Genomic DNA, 23,439 nt, shown 5'->3' with positions numbered 1-23,439 from the left:
ACGCCTATTTTTCATGCGCAAGCACTGTTAGACCCGCTCACTGTAATCTGGGGTGACGGAAATCATGTGCTGGATTCTGATCAAACAAACAGAATTTCGGGCTCCTTCAATTGTGATATGGTCAGGTTTTACATCGATCAGTCTGCCTCTGACCGTATCTCGTACTGTCTGTATAACGAACCTTGAGCCGATGAGCTTTTTAATGGTCTGATAGACATAAGGATCGACTAAAGAGACCAGTTGCGGACTACCTTGGTTGACCATACTTTTATCCCCTTTGTGTGTTTTATCTCAGCTTATGCCGCGCTTATGGATAATGACACAGGCTTCCCTGATAAAACAAAGGGGTGCGGAGATTTTAGAAGAATACGTTTGGAAGCGGGTGTAAAGGAAGTGTCGATGAAGCGGAGACAGCGAAGAAAGCTGGCCGCTGTTCCGTACTTATACAGGCTTTATCACGGATGCCTGGGCTTGGTCGATTAATTGGTCCAGCTTTTCTATTTTTTTTCGTGCGGTTGAAGGATCAATTTGGCGGTAATGATGGTGGCCACCCGGCTCTTCATCCAGTTCGTCCGCTTTTTTGACAATCTGCTGCAGCGTGTTTTTATCTAATTCGCCTTCAGGCAAATAGGAATCTGTATGAAGCAAAATGGCTAGGGCAATCTCTTTTGCCGCTTTCGGTTCCTCGCCAAGCCGAATCAGAAGCTTATGCGCCCGTTCTGCCCCTTTAATGGCATGGATGTCATTTCTTTTGTATTTCTCATAATCCCACTTTCCGTCTGTATACCATTCATAATGGCCGATATCATGAAGCAGTGCTGCTTTTGCTGCTAAATCAGGATTGATGTCAGCCTTCACAGACAGCCTGTATGCATGATAAGCGCAGGCAATCGCATGTGCCACGCCGGAACGCTGAAGATATTTTTGTGCAATTGGATGGGTGAAAACATCCATTAATGTAACCTTTCTCATGGAAACCCCTCCTTTAGATATTTTTAGAATCCTAACATAATTTGCAGAGAAACTCAATTCTTATGTCACATCATTTTGATCTTCTTATCATCATTGTTATACCCTAAAAGCAGCGTTTCAGTCAGTATATGCCGCTGTTCAATAAATGCTCTGGCTGCAGCCTTTTTTTATAAAAAAAAGAGCAGAAAATATCTGCTCTACAAAAACTCTTTCATATCATAAATTCTTCCGTTTTCCGTCCCTTTTTCTAATAAAGAAAGCAGCGTGCCGGCAATAAAGTCCGGACTGCGAAGGCTTCCTGTTTCATTTAATTTCAGGAATCGTTCAATGTGGTGGAAATCCTTTTTCGATGAAGAACGGATGACGGCCTGCATCTCAGTGTCCATCACACCTGGTGAAAACGAAATCATGTGCACTGGCAGCTCTTCATCCTCCTGTTCAAATCCGAATGTTCTCGTAAACATGTCGAGCCCGGCTTTTGAACTGCAATACGCGCTCCATCCCTTATATGGATTTTTGGCGGCTCCAGATGTAATGTTGACAACCGTTTTTTTGCCGCTGTATGAAGCAAACCGTTTTGTAAACAGCTGACTCAAAAGCACGGGTGCAGTCAGGTTCAGCTGATAATGCCGCTGAAGCTCGTCAAGAGACGCTTCGCCGGCGCGTTTGATCGGCGTTACCATTCCGGCGTTATTGATCAGGGTAATACCAGAATAACGATCTGGATCGATGGATGAGAGCAATGTTTCAAATTGCTGTTCAGCTTCTTCAAGATTGATGAGGTCTATTTGATGCTGCGTCAGTTTTTCGTGAGACACATCCGCTTTCGTTCTGGATAAGGCATGGACTTCATGGCCCTTCTCTAAAGCATGTGATGCAATGGCTTGACCCAGCCCTTTTGACGCTCCGGTGATGATATAAAGTTCCATTAGAAACCTCCTTTTCCGTTATTATTGTACGGCACCGCTTTTACACAACACAAGCACGCGGCCTATGCTTTCTTGTTTTCCTGCGCTGTGACTTTTGGGATGAGGAACACGATACCTGCAATTCCGAGCAGGATCAGTACGACATAGATCATCGGCAGCAGCAATGATGATGTTTCTTGTTCATTCTCTGTTTCCGTTGATGACGCCTTTGTCATTGGCTTTTCAGCAAATGTAATTCCAAGCTGTTTGGACTGGGCCGCAATCGTGTTGGAATCCTGGGCATTTGTTGATGTAAACAAACCTTTTATCAGCTCGGCGTCCTTGTCCTTCGGTTTATCAAAAGAGATATCCTTCTGTTCCTCAGGCAGTTCTGTTTTCTCTTCATAGTAGGTATCTTCATGTAAATAATTCGTATCAATTTCGATGTCTTTTTTCTGATACTGGTTTGGGGCGACATCTGTATTTTCTTCGGTTTGGGCAGCGGCGGCAGAGGGTATGAAAAGGGAAAAGGAGAGCATACAAATCATGATCCCCTTTTCCATGCTGCGATTACGCTTCATACGTTTCATCGCTTTCTGCTGTGTGTTCAGCCATCAGCCGAATAATCAGCGGCAGAGCCGCGGCAATCACCGTAATGATTAGCAGAACTGTTATTCCCATTGTAAACAAGTGCCCAGTACCGTACTGGATGTCGATATATACTTTCGAAACCGGATCTTCAAATGTAAAGTTCGGCATGATCAAATCAATAAGCGGTGCAACATAGAATAGAATCATTGCCGCTGAAGCAACCCATCCAGGGATCGATCCGAATCTGAACGCCGTCCGGATGAAGGCAGAGCTTGCGACCAGCAATAGAATCGTAAACACTGACCACTTAATCGTCTGATCGTCCGGCAGTGAATAAATATTCAAACCGAACAAGCTGATCATGAGTCCGACAAGGATATTCAGAATTCCAAATAGCGCTCCTTTGACGAGAAGCGGCGCGTTTTGGTAATACGAGCTAAAATAGCCGATTAACAGACTGCTGATCATCACAATGACAAGGATGACAACCGGCGGTACCGTCTGAGTTTTCTCTTCCGGAACCTCTCCGCTGATTTTAAGCGGATTCGCCAAGTAATCATACACATAGCCATTGTTTTGCCCGTCTACTAATGTATTTCCGAGTATGCCGTATACGTCATTGCGCACGAGTTTCGTGGAGGCGACATTTTTCCCCCAGTTGTTGTTTAAGGTGTCGGCTTTTGCTTGAACATCATTGACGCTTTGCTGCATATTGGTTGTGTAATCAATGATGCCTGACTGGCGATCAGACAATGAACCCATCATGTCTGACATTTGCAGCACTTCCTGACCGACCGTATCTTGGACATTCAGTGCCATTGTGCCAGACAGTCCATCGTTGCTGAACGTCGCAGATTCCTGCGTTGCGCCCGTTACCAGCTGTTCTGACGCTTTTGCGGCACTTTCAGAGATGTTCGTCAGTTCGTCGAGAACACCTGCTTGAGAGTCGCGGATATAGCCGCTGTAGTCGTCCGCAAATTTGGTCATTCCGTCGATGAAGCTGTTAATGTCTTCATCAGTTTGCATCGTGTTGTTTTTGAGAGCTTCCCAGCTGGCTGATTCTTCAGGTGTGAGAGCCAGTACGGATTTGACGTTGCCCTGCTTGCCTTCAATGGCATTGGTTTTCGCAGCGCTGTCTATCGTGCCGGATAAGACAGAGTCATAAACAGATAGATATTTATAATATCTCATTGCTGCATTTATATTTTCTTTATTTATATAGATTGCTTCGGTAAATGGCAGCTGAGCTTTATTTTCAAGTTCTTGAATGGCATTATACATATCTCTATAAATACCTTCAAGTTCTTGCTTGCGTTTCGCTTCAAGCTTTTTAAGTTTATCTTCGAGCGTTTTCACTTGGCCTTTGAGATCATCTATTTCATCGTTGAGACCATCCATTTGCTCTTTTAGTTCTTCTAGTTTCTTTTTCAGCTCTTCATTATGAGCCGTTTCTTTTTCTTCGAGCTCTTCTTCGATCTGTTTGATTCGCTCAGACGCTTTGCTGAGCTGTTCTTTTGCTTTTGCAATATCCGAAACCTCACCGTCATCTTCAGGCTGAGTCGTGCCGCCGTCGTCTCCTGAATCTCCGGTTCTGTCTTCATTTGCCAGCCGGATCAATTGAAGGGCTGAATCAGATGAAGCAGTCTGTTCAGCAGATGTACCCGTTTCGGTATGTCCGCTGTTCGACTCGCCATTAGAGGCATCATCGTTCTGCTTCTGACCGTCAGTTCCCTGCTGCTGGTCCTGATCCTGAGTATTGCCGTCCGTTTGTCCGTCATTACCGGTATCACTGCTGTTATTGTCTTCTCCAGAATTACCATTTTGATCATTTGGAATTGTCCCGTCTCCATCATTATTTCCGGAATTTGTATCCGGCTCTGGAGTAGAGTCCTCTTTTTCAGGCTCTTTCAGATTATCTGAAATGTCCTGGATATCAGCGGCAATGCTTTTCAGTTCTTCACGCTGTTTTTCAAGATCGATTTTCAGTTCTTCAGGATCTTCTTCTTTCGGATCTTTATCTTGATTTTGATCATCGTTGTCAGAGCCATCTTCTTCCGTTGGGTCTTCCCCTTTGTCAACTGTCAATGCCCGGCGTGCCGGGACAAGCAATTCATAAACCTGATTTAGTGCTGCCTGTCTTGATGCGGCCTGATATTGATCGATTAAATCACTTTGGATCTTCGCCATGCCAAGTTCCTGCTGAGGCACTTGGCCCTCCCTGACTCTCTGGGCGTTTGCCAGCACATTGCTGGTTTGTCCGAGCTGTGTCTTCGCTTGGCTGATCCCAGTTGCCAATCCGCTCATGCGTTCGCTGAACTGATTCGCCTTTTGCTGTGCCTGGATGGCGTCTAGGCCTGTCCGGATTTGCTGCTGTGTTGAATCCTGGGCTGCCAAAAGCAGCTTTTTCTGATTCTCTTGATATTCTTTGTATCTTTCAACTGTATCAATGAATTCTTTCAGCGTGTTTTTGGCTTCCTCCGCTGTAGAAGCTTTTTCTTTTGTCGTGCCTTGCGCTTCATTCATTGATTTCTTCAGCTCATCGATTAAGTCTTTTTGCTGTTTGATTTCACCTGCTAAATCATTAGAGCTTGGTTTGTAAAAGTTGTACATGACATTCTGGAATTCAGATTCTTTATTGACGATTTTGTCAAATTCTCCTCTGATGTTGTCCACTTTTTGCGACACAAAGTTCCAGTATAAGGCCGACATTTTTTTGTTCATTGTCTTTTGGGCATCCTCAAGCTCACGCTGAACTTTTTCTTTGTTGACCGCATTCAGATTATCTTGAATGCTGAATTCCAGCGTTGCTTTTTGTGGATGGTCTTTGTCATAGCTCAAAATGTTTTTTGAGAAGTCTGAGGGAATGTAGACGATCGCATCGTATTTCTTTGAAGCGAGACCGGTCTCAGCCGCGCTTCGGTTTACGACCGTCCACGAATAATCAGGACGTTCCCCCAGAACAGCCGCTACTTCCTTGCCGAACTGGGCGGATTTGTCCTCTTCATCAGACTTTACCTCATCACTCAATACACCAGTGTCTTCATTCACCACCGCGATTTGCCGGGTGGAATTGACTGCTTTTTTCGTCGGATCGTCTCCAATAAATCGGAAAAACAAAACCGGCAGCAGCAAAATGATGATGACGGCGGATATTAACTTGATCAAGCTTTTTCGTTGTTCTGTCATCTAGCACTCTCCCTTTCAGCAGAACATAAAGGAATTTGAACTTTTTGCTCCTTCCCGTTTTCCACAACATATCCGAAGCCCGGCTGAATCTCAGGCTCCTGTCTTTGGTACGGGAGAGGAATGACATTTTGCTCAGATTTTTTCATCAGCAGAATCGCGTGGCGGATTTGCTTCATCTCAGTCGTCAAGGAGTCATAGCCTTTTGAGAATTCGCTGTGGTTACCACCCGGGATAAAACTGAAGCCAAGATGAGCGTATGATTTCATGAAGTTAGCGAGACGGTCTTGTATTCTCGTATCAATCGTCTGCTGGAATCTCGTTATCCCGTCAATCATCAGCACCACTTGTGAGAATCGCAGATTGTGCGCGTCTCCTTGGCGGACGGCTTCTACATACATGGCTTCTCTTGTTTTGAAAATATCTTCTGCTGTTTCAATCCACTGCTCAATATCTTCTTTCGTTTCCAAATATGAAACATCTGATTCCTTCGCATAATGAGATAAGCCGCGGTCAATCGAGTCAAACAGGCCGATCATTTCGGTTTCATCATCAATCAGATGTTCGAGCATTACTTTTAAGACGTTTGTTTTTCCACGCTGAGTTTGGCCTAAAATCAGGCAGTGCTTATGCTTGCCCAAATCAAAATAGACTGGGCTGACTGTTTCTTCATGAAGCCCGATCGGTACAGATAAAGGCTTGCGTTCCAGCTTGAAGCGGAGAGAAAATTCTCTCGTCGACAAGCTCTCAGGCAGCATCGGAATCGGTGCCGGCTGCTCCATTGAAGCAAAGCGCTCTTGAAGTTTCTGAACGTCTGATTTCAGCCCATTGAACATGCCGATATCATCATCAGCGTCAACAGGCAGGAACATTTGCGCGAAATAAAGCTCTTCTTTTTGAATGATGACGCGCCCCGGGATCGGCTCAAGATTGAACTTCGGACGGCCATAAATGGAATATCCCTCAGATTGATCCATGAGATAATGGACAACCTTTGTTTTCAAGTTATTTAACAATGACTGGCGGACAGCATTCACCCTCGTTGCCGTCAGCATGAAGTAGATACCCAAGCTCTGTCCGTCTCTGGAAAGCTGGACAAATTCCGATTCAAGCTCATGCATCTCATCCTTGACGATGTCAAAGTTGTCAATGGTGATGAAAATGAATGGAAGCTCTTCTTCGCTAAGCGCATTGTACATTTTGATGTGGCTGATTTCTTTTTCCCTGAACAGACGTTTACGTCGGTCAATTTCTTCTTTGATTCGAATCATGAACTTTTCAATTTTTCTTGACTGGTCCATCAGGAAGTAATCCGCGGTATGCGGGAGCTTCGCTAATGGCAGAAGCGTTCCGTTTCCGAAATCAAAGATATAGACATGAAGCTCTTCAGGTGTGTACACGTCCGCAAAGCTCATCAGGAACGTCGCGGCTGCAATTGATTTTCCGTAGCCCGAAGAGCCGAATATGCCGATATTTCCGTCTTCCATCATCTTATAAGCAATCGGCGCCTGTCTTTGCAAATCAGGTTCATCGACATAAGCGAAATGGAAATGGTCTTTTTCGTCTGAAGGGAAAAGAGTGCGCGGAATACGTTCCGCAAGCGGCGGCAGCCAAGGGCTTGGCAGCTTCTCGATTCCCATTTCATCTTGGATGCGTTCAATTTCGTCAACGACAGCTTCAATTTCAGTATGAACGTCTTTTTTCGCAATATCTTCGGTATCAACCTCAGAAAGCGGAATCAGACCCGTATCTGTGACGATCGCGATTTCATCCTCTGTTCCGTAGACTTCCTCTAAGTAAGGCGCCCCGCTCCATGCAGATTGGAACAGCTCATACACTTCATTGTTTCCGACCTGCAGATAGCCGCGGCCTGTTACGGTAATGTTTGCGGCATCGCTGTTTTTCAAAATTTCTTTACTGTCAGTGGCATCCTGGACCTTGAGCGCTACTTTAAAGCGCGAGTTACTCCAGATCTGGTCGTCGATGATGCCGCCTGGCTTCTGTGTCGCCAAAATCAAGTGAACGCCGAGGCTTCGCCCGATACGTGCGGCGCTGACAAGCTCCCTGATAAAATCTGGCTCCTCGCTTTTCAGCTCGGCAAACTCATCAGAGATTAAGAACAAGTGAGGCATCGCCACTTCTGCTTTCCCCTGCTTGTACAGCTTTGTATAGTCATTGATGTGATTGACTTGATACTGGTCAAACAGACGCTGCCTTTTTTTTAGCTCGCTTTTAATGGAAGCAAGCGCACGCATACTGAAGTTTTTGCTTCCTTCAATATTAGTGATCGTGCCGAGGAGGTGGGGAATGTTGCGGAACGGCTGCGCCATTCCTCCGCCCTTATAGTCAATTAATAAGAAAGCCGCTTCGTGCGGATGAAAATGCACCGCAAGGGACAGGATGTAAGTCTGGAGAAATTCACTTTTCCCAGATCCCGTTGTCCCGGCAAGCAAGCCGTGCGGACCGTGTGCTTTTTCGTGAAGGTTCAGATACACAATGTCATCTTTCCCTTTATAGCCGATCGGCACTGACAGCGACTTCGACGATTCGCTCGTCAGCCATCTTTGCTGAATGCCGATTTCTTTTACTTCCTTCGCATGAAAAAGCTCCAGGAACGATACCGTTTCCGGAATGGAATTCGTGATGCCGACCTGGTGGTTCAGTGTCCTCAGCGTGCGTGAGAACCGTTCGTTGTCCTCACGCTGATGATGATCGAGACGGAACGGGATTCTTACCGCTTTTTTCTTTTGAATTAAAATGTCGCCTTCATGCTCATTGATGTAGCGGACAAGGGTTGTAATGTTTTCCGACAGGCTCTCCTTTGTTTCCGCAGCGACAATTGTCGAGATGCCCAGATGCTCATGCTGTCCTTCTAAATATTCGAGAATGACATGCTCAGAGATCAGCTGCTGATTCGTGATAACAAATACAAAATGCGGTTTGAACTGCAGTTTTTCTTTGTCATCTTCGAGATCGCGCTCTCTGATCAATTCGTAAAGCGAAGACAGAAGCTGATCTCGCGTTTGCTCATTATAAATAAATCCTTTTGCATAAATATGGGGCATTTGAAATTGCGGAAGCCACTTCATCCACTCCCAGTCTTTATACTCTTCTTCATGAAAAATAAAAACGAAACGCAAATCGTGATAGCTGTTAAAGAACGACAGCTGTCCGATCAGCTGGTGGATCTCATTTTTCACAATTTGGGATTTACCGACAAGCCCCATCGGACCTTCCGCCAAATCGACCGTCACCGGCGCATTGCGGATGTCCTTATAGACACGCTGCATGTGCTGTGATTTCTCCATGAGGTCATCGATATCACGATTCGCCAAGTCTCCGCCGCTCATATTGATTTCATAGCTCGAAGGGACTGTTCCCGTCCCAAGCCGCAGCTGAAGATAATCCTTGCTTTCAAGTGATTTTTCCCAGATTCGGTCACTGATTTCACTTGTTAAGTATTTCATTTTTTCAAATGAAGGAAAGTGAAATTCAAGAACCTGCTTTTGCTTCTCAGCAAGTGCCTGAAGCTCTTTCCGTTTATTGTCTAAGTAAAGCTTATATACACGCTCCCGTTTTTCCTCGCGTTTTTTCCGCTGATTCTTATCCCGGAAATATTGCACTGTCGAGGTAATGAGAGTCATCATAAACATCGCCAAAGAAACGAGGATAAATATGCCGCGCGGCTGGATGATGGCGACTACGCCCATCACGATCAGCATCACAAGCGGAGGCAGGATGACGAGCCACAGCCCTCTGTTGGTTTGATCGCTCTCCTGAGAGGGAAAACTAAAGGAAACGCGGTCATCCGGCAGATCGTACACCATCCGCGGTGTTCTTCTGTACTGAGGATATTTTTTCTGCATCTCTGTACTCGGTTTGACTGTTTCTGTTAACGCTGTTTCAAACTGGGCAAAATGGACGATTTCTAAAAGGTCTTGTTCCATCACACTCATTTGCGTGAAGTTCCAGAAGATTTCATCCCCCGGCTTGAGCGGCGTATTGGCGTTGATCTTTTCTCCGTTCAAGAAGATCGTTCCGCTTTCAGGGCGAACCGACCAGTTGCCGCCGGCACGAAGCAAAGAAAACGTGCTTTGTTCTGCAAATGCAAAATCTTGCGGATTCAGATAAATATCTGCATTCGTTTTTTCCGAGGAGCATACAATTTCATCCCGGTTTCCCGTAAAATACACGGATTTCTCAGGTTCACTGCCCAACAATATCAAGCGTATATCCTGCTGATCCGTTTGAAGAGTAAATGATGTATCCGTCTCAATCGTGCCGAGACAATCATTTCCCAGGAAAACTTCGTATTGGCCGCCGGATTCCTTTCTTTGAAGAGAAATGACTTCGCTATTAAATGGAATGGCGCTGATCGTAACGGAATCTTTCACATCAGGCCCAATGGTCACCGGATGAGACGACGGGAGGTTAGACAGATTTAATTTTTGAACGTTATTTTGGTAAAAAACCCATAATAGACTCAAATGGCGAACCCCCTAACGGCCGAATAGCAACATGCGATGACCTGCGCTTCATGTCTCACGTTATTTGTCATCTTTTTTCTCATCTTTCTTTTCTGTTTCTTTTTTCTCTTGTTCTTCTTTTTTCTTCTGTTCTTCTTTTTTCGCTTTTTCCTCTGCTGCGGCTTTTTCTTCTGCTGCGGCTTTTTCCTCTGCTGCGGCTTTTTCCTCTGCTGCGGCTTTTTCTTCCGCTTGTTGTTTTTCTTCGTCTGTTTGTGTCTGTTCTTCGCTAGTATCGACTAATGATGTATCAGAATTAGACTGTTTATTGTCTTGACGTTCTTTTTGCGCTTTTTCAAGTTCACTATTTACTGAATCAAGTTCTTTCTGTATGTCTTCATCATTTGTATCCTCAGATAAAAGCTGCTGTTTGTATTTAGCAAGGGCAAAGTAAATATAATCATTGTATTCAAGCTTACGGCCGATACTGATCGCTTCTTTGTATTCTCCTCGACCATAATCAATCCAGTACAAGAAATGCTGAGGGTCTGATTGAAGGGTGACTAAATTATTTTCTATATTTTTAGTTTTTGCACTCCCCAGATTTTCGACCTCAACATAAGACGTCGCCAGCTGATACTGCACTGATTCAGGCAGGCTTTCCGCATCGTACTTGGACAATGTGCTGATGACTTCACTGTACTGCTTGTTTAAGAAAGCACGGTTGCTGTCCACTATCGCCTGGTGCTTTGGCTGCGCGAAAAATAAGGCGTACATCGAGTAAATAAGGGCCGGTACAAGCAAAACAATGAGCCCCAGGCCGATATATCGCTGGATGTTCCACTTCTTTCTCGGGATATGTATGTATGTTTTGGCTTTAGCTTCGAGCTCATCAATATGGGTTTGAATCAGCTCAAGCAGGCCATCATAGGATTCCGCATCCAATATCGCTTTAGCCTCTGGGGAGAACGTCAGCGTTTCATTGAATTTCAGATAGTCTTCAAACGCAAAAGCGCCGTCAACTGCCAAAGCCGCTGCCGCTTTCAGCTCCCGCCACACTCTTTCCTCATCATGCTCGTAAGGAGGGATGCTTTCTTTTACTCCATAATGGAGAAAATAAGGCGTCAGCCCTTTATCGAATACAATGTTTTCCGGAGCGACAATCACATTCAGCCTCGACAAATTGTGCTGCTGCACGGCTTGAACAAGCTGATAGGCAAACTGCCATTTGCTTTTTTTATCCTTAGCTTTCATGAAGCGGAATGCTTTATAGGAGGAGGGAGGTTGGATTGTGATGATGACCTCATCATCTGTCACGTCGATCTCTTTATGAAAAAATGGATTTACATCTTTGATCACATTAGCTTCAAAACCGTCCAGAAGCTTTATTTTTTCCCGCTGAAAGGTAAATGTATAGCCGGCATCTGTTTTCTCGGCAACGGCTTCTAATTGGTTTTCTAAATATGATTTTTGTTTACCTGACATTCAACCAGATCCTTTCATAATATTTCAAGCCGGTCTCCGTTTGTAATGCCGCAATCAGACAGCTTGCATTCTCCGGAAAACACCTTATCCTTGTTAACCACTCTGATCCAGTGCCCTTCGCGCGGAGGCATAGATACGCTTTGGGCCTGCCAAGCAATATCAATTACTTTTTTCACCGGGTGGAAATCTGACAATCTGAGATCAAAGACACTGCCGTTATAATGTTTCAAATCTATAGTAATATCAATATACATTTAGGATCACCCTTACATAGAAAGAGCGCCGTCTTCTTCTGAATCAGGCGCTCCTTCCCTTTCATACTGTTATCCGCGGATTTGATTTGCGATGTCTTGGTCAGTAGACTCAAGTGTATTTGCTGTTTGATCAAGCTGCTGATTCACATCTTGAAGCAAATCTGACATTTTGATAAATGAAGGTTTGAGCTGCTCGTATTGATCTGCGAACGCTTCGCTTGAAGCACCTTCCCACATGCTTTTCAAATCAGAGATCATTCGGTTTAAACGATCAACCTGATTTAATACTTCTTGGCTTTCAACGCCGTATTGCTTCGCCATCGCTCTTAGCTCTTCGGGTGTGACACGAATTAATCCTGCCATATTCCTCATTACCTCCTGTGCCATCAGCCTAAATATGGGCTAATTCACTTATTTTTAGAACGTCATTATTATAAAAACAGTTTTTCGGCATAGTCAAACAAATATGTTTTAATTTTACAAAATGAGTCCAATGGTTTACCTCGAACCACTTAAAAATAACATATATTGTAAAGTAAATAGGTTTATTTTCTTAATCTTCTTTTCATCCTTCGAATAATCCAAAAGACCCAAATGATTCTCCAACTCCCAAAAAAAACCTTTCAGAATATTTGATGCTACAGCACCATTTCTGAAAGGTTCAGTTTTTTCTTTCCTTAATCAGTCCCGCCTCCGATGACTCTCTTAGAAGATTAATAGGATAAGCTTTCGTACATATAAGGCATACAACTGTACTTTAAAAAGGCGATTCACCGCCACATGTATATAGAACGTTTCTCTCATGTAAGTGTTTTTCTTTGTTGTTGATTTTCACAAACAACAACAATCATAATAAAAGGAAGGGGATGAGATGTCAAAGAGAAATCAAGCACGAAAAAGTAGGGAGATTTATGACCATGCCGAATGATCCGTTTAAATATAGTTTTGACAGACTTGAAGATGTGGCTGATCATATCAGCGACGTTCTGCGGTGCCCGATCACCATAGAGGATGTTAACCACAAGCTGCTTGCCTACAGTACACACAGCGACTGCACAGACCCTGCCCGGACGTCTACCATTATTGGCAGAAGGGTACCGGAGAAGGTGATTAACAAGCTGTGGAAAGACGGGACAATTCCTGCTCTCTTAAAAACGGACCAGCCGATCAAAGTCAAGCAAATCGATGAAGTCGGGCTGAGCAATCGCGTCGCTATTTCGATTTGGAAAAACAACCAAGTGCTTGGCTTCATATGGGCGCTTGAGATCCAAAAAACATTGTCTGATGATGACCTGATGACATTGCAAATGGCGGCAAAAGCAGTGAGAAACAAACTTCTTAAACTTCAAATCAGAAAAACAAAAAATGAAGAACGCAGCCAAGAATTTTTCTGGAAAATGCTGACTGGACACATCCATCAGGAGGACGACATGGCGGATGGGTTCCATAAGCTTGGAATGGCCGCTCCTTCAGAATTTTCCGTTATGATCATCCGCATAAACGGTGAGCTGACTGAAAAAATCGAACAGCAGCTGCAATATTTACAGGAAACGACCCAGCAGGTTTACGTGTTGCTGGCGACCGTAGATTCTAATGAACTGATTATATTAACCGCACCCAAAACAGATCATCCTTTTCAAGATTTAAAACAGTTTGCTTTCAGTACGCAAAAACAGCTGAAGGAGCGGTATAAAATAGAAGACGTTTCTATCGCTTTTGGCGGAATATACAGCTCTATTTCTTTTGTCTCCCGCTCCTATCAGGAGGCATTGTCCGTCTTAAAAGCGAAGGAACGGTTCGCGGAAGAGACCAAACATCTTTTCAGCTTTTCTGAGTTAGGCATTTATCAATACTTAGATGTCTTATATGAAAAACGGAAACTGGCGGGCTATGATAATTACTCGCTTTCCAAACTGGAACAATATGACCGGGATCACCAGTCAAACCTGGTAGAGACGCTAGAGCGCTTTATTGAAGCAGACAGCAGCGTGAATACGGCTTCCAAGCTGTTAAATATACACGTTAATACGCTGAATTACCGTCTCAAGCGAATCAGCCAGATCGCTGAAATCGATTTAAAAAATGTGAATCAAAAATTCACCATCTATTTAGATATTAAACTTCGGCACATGGATTTGTGAAATTTCACAAATCCATGTTTTTTTATTTTCTTAATCAAACAAAGAATTTTCCAAAATATCGAGCTACACTAAAAATATCACAGATACAGGAGGAGACAGATATGATCATAGGGGTTCCTAAAGAGATAAAAAACAATGAAAACCGTGTCGCTTTAACACCTGGAGGCGTTTCACAGCTCATTTCAAACGGCCACCGGGTACTGGTTGAAACAGGCGCGGGCCTTGAAAGCGGATTTGAAAATGAAGCCTATGAGTCAGCAGGAGCGGAAATCATTGCTGATCCGAAACAGGTCTGGGACGCCGAAATGGTCATGAAGGTAAAAGAACCGCTGCCGGAAGAATATGTTTATTTCCGCAAAAGTCTTGTGCTGTTTACGTATCTTCATTTAGCAGCTGAGCCTGAGCTTGCACAGGCCTTGAAGGATAAAGGAGTAACTGCCATCGCATATGAAACGGTTAGTGAAGGCCGGACATTGCCTCTTCTCACGCCAATGTCCGAGGTTGCGGGCAGAATGGCAGCGCAAATCGGAGCTCAATTCTTAGAAAAACCTAAAGGCGGAAAAGGCATTTTGCTTGCCGGGGTGCCGGGCGTTTCTCGCGGAAAAGTAACGATTATCGGAGGAGGCGTGGTCGGGACAAACGCGGCGAAAATGGCTGTCGGACTCGGTGCAGATGTGACGATCATTGACTTAAACGCAGACCGCCTGCGCCAGCTTGATGACATCTTCGGCCATCAAATTAAAACGTTAATTTCTAATCCGGTCAATATTGCTGATGCTGTGGCGGAAGCGGATCTTCTCATTTGCGCAGTATTAATTCCGGGTGCTAAAGCTCCGACTCTTGTGACTGAGGAAATGGTAAAACAAATGAAACCTGGTTCAGTCATTGTTGATGTAGCAATCGACCAAGGCGGCATCGTCGAAACGGTCGACCATATCACTACACATGACCAGCCGACATATGAAAAACACGGTGTTGTGCACTATGCTGTAGCGAACATGCCGGGCGCTGTTCCTCGCACATCAACAATCGCTCTGACTAATGTTACTGTTCCATACGCGCTGCAAATCGCGAACAAAGGGGCAGCAAAAGCGCTCGCAGACAATGCGGCACTGAGAGCGGGTTTAAACACCGCAAACGGACACGTAACTTATGAAGCTGTAGCGAGGGATCTAGGCTATGAATATGTTCCTGCCGAGAAAGCTTTACAGGATGAATCATCTGTGGCGGGCGCTTAATTCACATTGAGCTTGCAGAAAGATTTCTGCAGGCTTTTTTTATCTTTTAAAAGGAAAAAGAGATCATTTCACGAATTATGATTATGAAGTTGATCATAAAGGAGGATTCATATGGCTGTTCAGCAATATGGCGTGTTAAAAGGCATTGTCTTAGACATGAAGCGGGAAACAGATGATGACAGTCCTCATTTCCAAGTCAAAGTGCTCGGTGAAGAGAATACGTATTACAGGTGCGCCATCAATGTGATGTCCAGTTCTGAGGAATCTGAAGTATTGTATTTGGCTGACGATCAGTTTGATTCGAGCTCGATTACCATCCTTCCGAACATGCCGTATGGATATACACGGATCAATGAGGCAAACCGTGAAGTGGCGCTTGATTACGTGCGGGGCAATTTGTTTGACCCGGGAGAAATGAAGCCTTTGCCGCATGAAATCACGGGGCCTGATAATGATTTAAATGATTTTATTGAAACGTATATGAAGAAAGCGCAAGATGAGAAAGCGCCGGTTTATATATTCGGTTCCAAATTCGGACCTGAACAGGCTGCAGATAAAATATTCGGCTTTACCCCGACCAACGGCATGCACAATATCCATATGAATCAAGGGAATGCAATGGATACCCGCTGGAAAAAAGACAACGGTTCTTGGCATGACGGGGGCATTCTGATTCAGTTTGCCGATCAGTGGGCCGCTGTGTTTTTAGCGTTTTTATCCCAATCTTGGTGTACGGATGAAAACGGAAACCCTGTCAGAGATTGTGACCATACCCAAACGTCTGCGTAAAAATAGAAAAAGAGACTGCTTGCCGCAGTCTCTTTTTATGCGATTACACATTTTCAACAGTCTTTAGGCTGTTTGGCCTCATGTCTCTCCAATGTGATTGGATATAGTCCAGACAGGCTTCACGCCCTTTTTGTTCATGAACGACTGTCCAGCCGCTCGGCACATCTATAAAACCGGGCCATAGGGAATATTGGCCTTCTTCATTGATCAGCACCAAATAGGTGCCATCCGCATTTCCAAAAGGATTTGCCATCTATTTCTCCTCCCTTATTGATTTAACTCTTTCAGTTTGACAGCGAGAACCTTGCCGATTTGAGCTAGCGGTTCCGGCTGACATAAATCTTTATGACGGCAGTTGATGTCGATTTGTTCAATCTGTCCGTTAATATAAGGCTTCCACGAATCAGGTTCAATCGGATCAAACCATTCAGGAATGATTGTTGATCTGAAAAATAAAACATTTCCACGGAAGGTTTTCGGCTTATAGGAGCCTAAAATGCCGACAGAATTGACATACGTATTTTTCAGATTTAAAATGACCGTTTCATCCAAGCTCGCAAGCGCACTGCCGTCACTGCGAAGAATCTCAATTGCTGCTTCAAAATCTAGCGGTTTGTCCCCTAAGCTGTCTGGATCGTACCCGCCTAACGCCAGAAGGGCAATAAGCGCTTCCTCATCATCCGGCGCCTCTTTTATAGGAAGGAAGTGGTTTGGATAGGCATCCAGCATCACCAATAGGGCAACTTCTTCTCCTTGATTTTGCAGCTGGGTGGCCATCGCTTGAACGACGTTCCCGCCCAGGGACCAGCCCAGCAGATGGTACGGTCCTTTCGGCTGGACCGTTCGTATTTGTTCAATGTAATCGGCCGCCATGTCATCAAGTGTTTTCGGAAGCTCCTCGCGCTGCCCGATTCCCCGTGCCTGCAAGCCATAGATCGGATAATCCGTTCCTATATTCGTCATCAAACCGGCATAGCACCAGCTGAGCCCCCCTGCCGGATGCACACAGAATAAAGGAAGCTTGTCTCCGCTTGTTCGGAGCGGCAGCAGAACATCAAGAGCGCTTTGGCTTGATCCCATTTCAAGTCTTTCAGCAAGCCCGGCAACAGTCGGCGCTTCGAATAGGTTGCCGATGCTGAGTTCAACGCCGAGGGATTCGCGGATGCGGCTCATGAGCTGTACAGCAAGCAAGGAATGTCCGCCTAAATCAAAGAAACGATCATCAATGCCGACACGCGGCAAGTGAAGCACCTCCATAAACAAGTCACAGAGAATTTCTTCCTGCGGCGTTCTCGGTCCGCGTCCTGTCACTGACCCTGCGAAATCCGGAGCGGGCAGCGCTTTACGATCAAGCTTTCCATTCGGTGTCAGCGGCAATTCTTTCATCGTCACAAAGGCAGCAGGCACCATGTAATCCGGCAATCTCTCAGCAGCATATCTGCGCAGTTCCGCCGTATCAAATGTTTCTTCCGAAGGGATGACATAAGCTGCCAACCGTTTATCTCCCGGCTGATCCTCACGAACGATCACTGCCGCATCTTCAAGCTGCGGATGCTGAATGAGCGCTGCTTCAATTTCTCCCAGTTCAATCCGGAATCCCCGAATTTTCACCTGATGATCGGCGCGGCCGACATAGTCAAGAGAACCATCAGCGCGGAGGCGGGCCACATCCCCAGTGCGGTACATCCTAGTGCCTGGAGGACCGAATGGATCAGCTATGAAGCGTTCAGATGTTAAACCAGGCCGGCCTAGATAGCCTCGTGCTAACCCCGCTCCTGATACATACAACTCTCCGGCAACCCCCGGCGGCACCGGCTGCAGGCGCTCATCCAGCACATATACACCAAGATCGGGAATGCCGCAGCCGATCAAGCTGTTTGCCCGTAAAGCTGCCATGCTTCGGTCTAATTCGATATAGCTCACATGCACGGTTGTTTCTGTAATACCATACATATTGATAAGCTGCGGGCTATTTTCAGGGTGGCGGTTATACCAATCCTCTAAACGGCTGAGTTCAAGCGCTTCTCCGCCAAAAATGACATAGCGCAGGCTGAGCGCCTGTCCGAGATCCGGCTGTTCCCGTTCCGCCTGCATAAACTGATAGAAAGCGGACGGTGTCTGATTCAGAACGGTCACACCCTCTTTGACAAGCAGGCGCAGAAATGCTTCTGGCGATCTGCTGACGTGATGAGGCACGATCACGAGACGCCCGCCATGCAGCAGAGGACCCCAAATCTCCCACACTGAAAAGTCAAAAGCGTAGGAATGGAACATGGTCCAGATATCGTCTGAGCTGAAATGGAACCAGTGCTCGGTCGCTGCAAATAAACGCGTTACGTTTTGGTGAGGAATCATCACACCTTTTGGAACACCAGTTGAGCCGGATGTATAAATGACATACGCCGTATTCAAAGGCGTAAGCGGCTGGATCCGGTCCGTATTATCCGGATTATCAGCTGGGTATGTGTTTAGTTTCTTTTCCAGTTCGAGATCATCCAGTACGATTTTCGGCACGTTGTCCGCTGGCGGAATGTGTTCTGCGGCTTTAGTGTTCGTCATGATAAACGCGGGCTGTGCATCTTTTAGCATAAAAGCAATTCGATCAGCCGGATAATCCGGATCAAGAGGCAAATAAGCTGCTCCGGCTTTCAGCACCGCCAGTAGCCCGACAGCCATTTCCAATGATCGGGGCAGTGCCAAGGCCACAAATTGCTCCGGCCCGACACCTTCACTAATCAGCATGCGGGCAAGCCGATTTGCTCTTTCATTCAGCTCTGCATAGCTCAGTGCCTGATCTTCATAAACAACGGCAATGGCATCAGGACATAAAGCAGCCTGTTTCTCAAACTGCTCAGGTAAACATGCGTGCGGAATCTTTTCAGATACACCTTGCCAATCTGTCACCATATTGCTGCGTTCCTCATGTGCCAGAATATCCAGATTTCCGATTTGCTCGTCAGGATCAGACTCGGCAGCCTCCAACAGGCGCATCAATCGGTCAGTAAGAGCCTGAGCCGTTTCCCGCTTGAAAAGATCAGTGCTGTATTCAAGCAGTCCTTCCATCCCGTTTGGTGTCCCGTCAGCAAGACGATCTTCACTGATTTCCAGCGTCAAATCAAACTTGGCAGAACCGACACTGTTGATTCGCAGGCTGCTCTCCATGTCAGGAAGTTGCAGTTCAGCATCCGGTGTGTTTTGGAACGCAAGCATGATTTGGAACAAAGGATGCGTCGCACGCGAACGAGCCGGATTGAGCACCTCTACAAGTCTCTCAAACGGCAGATCCTGATTGTCATAGGCTGCCAGATTCACTTCCCTCACTCTGTCTAGAAGCTCACGGAAGCTTGGGTCACCGGACGTATCGGTTCTGAGCACCAATGTATTGATAAATAGCCCTACAAGATCGCCCAGCGCATCATCATTCCGTCCCGCGATCGGACTGCCGATCGGAATGTCGGTACCCGCCCCGAGCCTTGTCAATAAAGCGGCGAGACCGGATTGAAGCACCATAAATAGGCTCACCCTATTTGCGCGAGCCAGCTCCTGCAAGCGCTTGTGAAGGCCGGGCTCAATACGAAAATGAATCGTATCCCCATCATGGCTCGGCTCAGCCGGACGTGAATAATCGGTTGGCAGTTCAAGCTGATCAGGCAGGTTCTTCAAGGTTTCTTTCCAGAAAGCAAGCTGTCCGGCAATCAAGCTATTTGGATCATTCTCGTTTCCAAGCAGTTCTTGCTGCCAAAGCGCATAGTCCGCATACTGCACAGCAAGAGGCGCCCATTCGGGAGCTTTTCCGTGGCAGCGAGCCGCATAAGCCGTCCCAAGATCTCGGGTCAGCGGCGTTAAGGACCAGCCGTCCCCAACAATATGATGCACGAGAAGAAGCAGCACGTACTCGTCAGGACCGATCACAAAAAGCTCGGCACGAAAGGCCGGTTCAGCTGCAAGATCAAAGCTGTAGCGTACAGCTTCGGCAAGCCGCTCAGAAAGCTCCTTCTCAGCAATTTCAGTAACATGTAACTCAGGACGGGCTTGGTCGGCATCTAAAATATGCTGATAGGATGTCCCCTGCGATTCAGGGAAGATCGTCCGCAGGCTTTCATGACGGCAGACGAGGTCATAAAGTGCCGCTTTCAGCACTCCTTGATCCAGCTCACCCGACAAACGGACAGTAACCGGAATATTATAAGTAGGGCTCGGCCCTTCCAGACAGTGGAGGAACCATAGCCGGCGTTGGGCAAAAGATAGCGGAATTTTTTCAGATCGCTCAGCTCTTTGCAAAACGGGACGTGCACTCTGCGCCTGATGAAGATGGGCAGCGAGACCGGCTACTGTCGGTTCGTCAAAGAGCTTGGCGATACCAAGTTCGGCTCCCATTACCTCGCGAATGCGGCTCATCAGTCGGGCTGCGAGAAGAGAATGACCGCCAAGCTCGAAGAAACTGTCATCGATACCGACACGTGCCAAACCGAGAACCTCTGCAAACAAGTCACACAATATCTCTTCCTGAGGAGTCCGCGGGGCCCGACCACTGACAGATGTGCTGAAATCTGGCGCCGGCAGTGCTTTCCGGTCAAGCTTGCCATTAGGTGTTAACGGCAGCTCATCCATCTCTACAAACGCCGCCGGCACCATATAATCAGGAAGACTGGCCCCCATATAACGGCGAAGCTCGGCAGTATCAATAGCAGAATCAGCGACTACATAAGCCGCCAATCGTTTGTCTCCCGGCTGATCTTCCCGTACGACAACTGCTGCCTGTTCAATGTGCGGGTGCTTGGCAAGCACGGCATCAATTTCTCCAAGTTCAATTCGGAATCCGCGAATTTTGATTTGATGATCCGCCCGCCCGATATAATCCAAAGACCCATCAGCGCGCCAGCGAGCCTGGTCTCCGGTCCGATACATCCGAGTCCCCGGCGGTCCGTATGGATCTGCAACAAAACGCTCAGCCGTTAAATCAGGGCGATGGAAATAACCTCTGGCCAAGCCGGTTCCTGCGATATAAAGCTCGCCGACAACCCCCGGCGGCACCGGCTGCAGACCGTTATCAAGCACATACACCTGCGTATTCCAAATCGGTTTGCCAATCGGCGGAACGCCCTTCAGCCCTTCATCAAGAAAAGCTGCTGCAGACCAAATCGTTGTTTCAGTCGGACCGTATAAATTCGTGACTGAACAATGAAGGTCATGAAGCGCCTGCAAAAGACCGCTCGGCAGCGCCTCACCTCCGACAAGCACTCTAAGCCCCCGAAGTTTCTCAGGTTCACTCGTCACCAAAGCATGCCATAGTGTCGGTGTTGCCTGCATGATATTGATATCGAAATTTTCAATCATTTGAGCTAATGCCTGTGGCTCTCGGATCGTTTCTTTCTTTGCGATCACGATTTGCGCACCGCTAATCAGCGGAAGATATAACTCCAATGCTGAAATATCAAAAGCGACAGTCGTCACAGCCAACAGCCGGTCTTCTTCTCCTAGAGAAAATGCCTCCTGCATGGACAGCAGAAAATTGCTTAAGCTTTTCTGTGTCACAACGACACCCTTCGGTCTTCCGGTTGATCCTGATGTATAGATAATATACGCAGGATGGTCAAGAGAAACCGATACATTCGGATTGTCAGGCGAATAGCGTTTTAAAACCTCCTGGGTAACAGCCTGATCAAGCACTAGCTCCGGTACAGCCAGATCATCAGGCAGACTGGCTGCTATTTCCTCAGTCGTTATGATGCATGAAGGCTTCGCATCCTCCAGCATGTAAGAAATACGGTCGGCAGGAAACTTCGGATCAAGTGGGAGATACGCCGCACCAGTCTTGAGCACAGCAAGCATTGAAGCCACCATCTCTGGAGAACGCGGCAGCGCCAAAGCGACAAATTGCTCTGGACCAAGGCCTTTTTCAATCAACAGATGCGCAAGGCGATTTGCCTCTTCATTGAGCTTTCGATAATTGAATTGAATGTCATCACACATAAGAGCGATACGCTCAGGCGTAAGAACTACCTGTTTTTCGAACATGTCCTGGAGTCTGACCAGCTTCTCGGATTTTTCCGTATGGTTCCATTTATGAATGACTTGTTCTTTCTCCTCTGGCAGCAAAACCTCCATTTGCCCAATCAGCATGTCCTCCCCGGCTGAAGCCGCTTGCAGCAGCTGCAGGATACGCTGCTGATGATGCTTGATATCAGACTCGCTGTATACCTCGGGATTCGCATCAACATCAATTCGCAGCCCGCTGCCATCTGTTCTGTCATATACATTGATTGATAGATCATCAACAGGACCGGCTGAAAGATTATGCGTTATGCCGCGGGCCCCGGCAAAGTCGAGACCATAATCAAACGGCATGAGATTGATTTGAGGGCCAAATAATCTATGATTTTCTCCTATCAATTTCAGATCACGCCGAAGCTCTTCATGGCGATACTTATGATGTCGCCGAATGTTGCGGATTTCCCGGGAAATTTGCTGAATCAGTTCAGATAAGCTCATCGAAGAGCTGACAGTCAGCCGAAGCGGGAGAAGGTTCATCACCATAGCCGGTACATTCAGTGATGCGGAACCTATCCTTCCCATCATGGGCAGGCCGAGCACAACATCCTCAGAGCCGGTCATACGGTGCACATAAACAGCTGACACCGCAATCATAACTTCATGCCAGCTTCCTGAGAAATAACGCGCCGCTTCTTTTAACGCGTTTATATCAGACGGAGGCAGATATGCCGTATGACGAAGAAAACTGTTAGATGTTCTTGGCGCCCGATCAGCCAAGCTCACAACTTCAGGTGCATCTACAAAACGGTCCAGCCAGAATTGACGATCCTTCTCATACTGCTCTGATCCGCGATAATCTGTATCCTCCTCCAAAATAGCTTGGAGAGACCCAAAGGAACGATCCTTAGCTGTTTGTCCTTTTATAAGCTTGGTATATGTACTTGCCACACGCTGGGCTATCAGTGAAAAACCGAAGCCGTCGATCGCTATATGGTGAATGCGCTGATACCAAAAGAAACAATCAGGCCCGGCAATAAACAGAGCTTCATTGAACAAAGGGTCATCTCCTAAATCAATCGGCTTTGCCAAATCTGCTTTCATCCAGTTTAATGCTGTTTTTTCCGGATCAGGCTCAGAGCTGACGTCAATGACGTGCAGCTGTACATCCCGAGACGGGTTTATCATCTGCCATGGCCCGTCCATATTTTCACCGAAGTGGACATGCAGCGATTCCGCTTCCTTGATCACGTGCCGCAAAGCTTCTTCAAAAAGAGCAATATTGATGGGTCCATTGATTTCTATATATTCTGCCGTATTGTAGATTGGATTGTCCGGATCAAGCTGTTGAGCAAACCATATGCCAGTTTGTGCCCCGGTCAAAGAATATTGAAGATCTTTTGTATCAGGCATCCGTTTGTTTA

Annotated in this window: 13 protein-coding genes and 1 pseudogene; 3 read left to right on the top strand and 11 right to left on the bottom strand. The window is 46.4% G+C overall.

What is annotated here, in order from left to right:
• Positions 1–27: 27 nt before the first annotated feature.
• The 9 genes from QA442_RS05830 to QA442_RS05790 all read right to left on the bottom strand — a co-directional run bounded on the left by QA442_RS05830 (position 28) and on the right by QA442_RS05790 (position 12,219).
• On the bottom strand, positions 28–264 hold the full coding sequence (locus QA442_RS05830) for a YuzF family protein (protein WP_003220677.1): 237 nt from the start codon (positions 262–264) through the stop codon (positions 28–30).
• Positions 265–441: 177 nt separating this feature from the next.
• Complete coding sequence (locus QA442_RS05825) at positions 442–972, bottom strand: HD domain-containing protein (RefSeq protein ID WP_003244444.1); 531 nt, start codon at positions 970–972, stop codon at positions 442–444.
• Positions 973–1,169: 197 nt separating this feature from the next.
• Positions 1,170–1,901 (bottom strand): (S)-benzoin forming benzil reductase, encoded by a 732-nt coding sequence (locus QA442_RS05820; protein WP_095431810.1) that lies wholly within the window; start codon positions 1,899–1,901, stop codon positions 1,170–1,172.
• A gap of 62 nt (positions 1,902–1,963) precedes the next feature.
• Entirely contained in the window at positions 1,964–2,419 is a 456-nt protein-coding gene (essA, locus tag QA442_RS05815) for a type VII secretion protein EssA (protein ID WP_095432020.1), read from the bottom strand.
• Between the two features lie 31 nt (positions 2,420–2,450).
• Positions 2,451–5,657 (bottom strand): type VII secretion protein EsaA, encoded by a 3,207-nt coding sequence (gene esaA, locus QA442_RS05810; RefSeq protein WP_095431811.1) that lies wholly within the window; start codon positions 5,655–5,657, stop codon positions 2,451–2,453.
• Positions 5,654–10,141: a type VII secretion protein EssC gene (essC, locus tag QA442_RS05805; protein WP_095431812.1), complete on the bottom strand. Its 4,488-nt coding sequence runs from the start codon at positions 10,139–10,141 to the stop codon at positions 5,654–5,656. Before essC ends, esaA begins: the two co-directional genes overlap by 4 nt.
• Before the next feature lie 60 nt (positions 10,142–10,201).
• Positions 10,202–11,602 (bottom strand): type VII secretion protein EssB, encoded by a 1,401-nt coding sequence (gene essB, locus QA442_RS05800; RefSeq protein ID WP_095431813.1) that lies wholly within the window; start codon positions 11,600–11,602, stop codon positions 10,202–10,204.
• Positions 11,603–11,616: 14 nt separating this feature from the next.
• The gene (gene yukD / locus QA442_RS05795) at positions 11,617–11,856 is read right to left on the bottom strand and encodes an ESX secretion system protein YukD (RefSeq protein WP_014665210.1); all 240 of its coding nucleotides are present in this window, start codon (positions 11,854–11,856) and stop codon (positions 11,617–11,619) included.
• Between the two features lie 69 nt (positions 11,857–11,925).
• A complete protein-coding gene (locus QA442_RS05790) occupies positions 11,926–12,219 on the bottom strand; it encodes a WXG100 family type VII secretion target (protein WP_003220661.1) in 294 nt (97 codons plus the stop codon).
• A 508-nt stretch (positions 12,220–12,727) separates the two neighbouring features.
• On the opposite strand from QA442_RS05790, the pseudogene adeR reads away from it, so the two are divergent.
• From adeR to QA442_RS05775, 3 genes and pseudogenes are all read left to right on the top strand, one after another.
• A pseudogene (adeR, locus tag QA442_RS05785) lies at positions 12,728–13,997 on the top strand (sporulation transcriptional activator AdeR).
• Between the two features lie 101 nt (positions 13,998–14,098).
• Positions 14,099–15,235 (top strand): alanine dehydrogenase, encoded by a 1,137-nt coding sequence (gene ald, locus QA442_RS05780; RefSeq protein ID WP_095431815.1) that lies wholly within the window; start codon positions 14,099–14,101, stop codon positions 15,233–15,235.
• Between the two features lie 111 nt (positions 15,236–15,346).
• Positions 15,347–16,024 (top strand): YukJ family protein, encoded by a 678-nt coding sequence (locus tag QA442_RS05775; protein WP_069840251.1) that lies wholly within the window; start codon positions 15,347–15,349, stop codon positions 16,022–16,024.
• A 43-nt stretch (positions 16,025–16,067) separates the two neighbouring features.
• Here the strand turns inward: QA442_RS05775 and QA442_RS05770 are convergent, their stop codons facing one another.
• Positions 16,068–16,277: an MbtH family protein gene (locus QA442_RS05770; protein WP_095431816.1), complete on the bottom strand. Its 210-nt coding sequence runs from the start codon at positions 16,275–16,277 to the stop codon at positions 16,068–16,070.
• A 14-nt stretch (positions 16,278–16,291) separates the two neighbouring features.
• Positions 16,292–23,428, bottom strand: a complete 7,137-nt coding sequence (dhbF, locus tag QA442_RS05765; protein ID WP_095431817.1) for a non-ribosomal peptide synthetase DhbF — start codon at positions 23,426–23,428, stop codon at positions 16,292–16,294.
• Positions 23,429–23,439: the final 11 nt, after the last annotated feature.

Source organism: Bacillus stercoris (genome assembly GCF_029772985.1).
GTDB lineage: Bacteria > Bacillota > Bacilli > Bacillales > Bacillaceae > Bacillus > Bacillus stercoris.
Note: the sequence above shows the minus strand (reverse complement) of the source record. Positions and strands in the feature narration are given on the sequence as shown.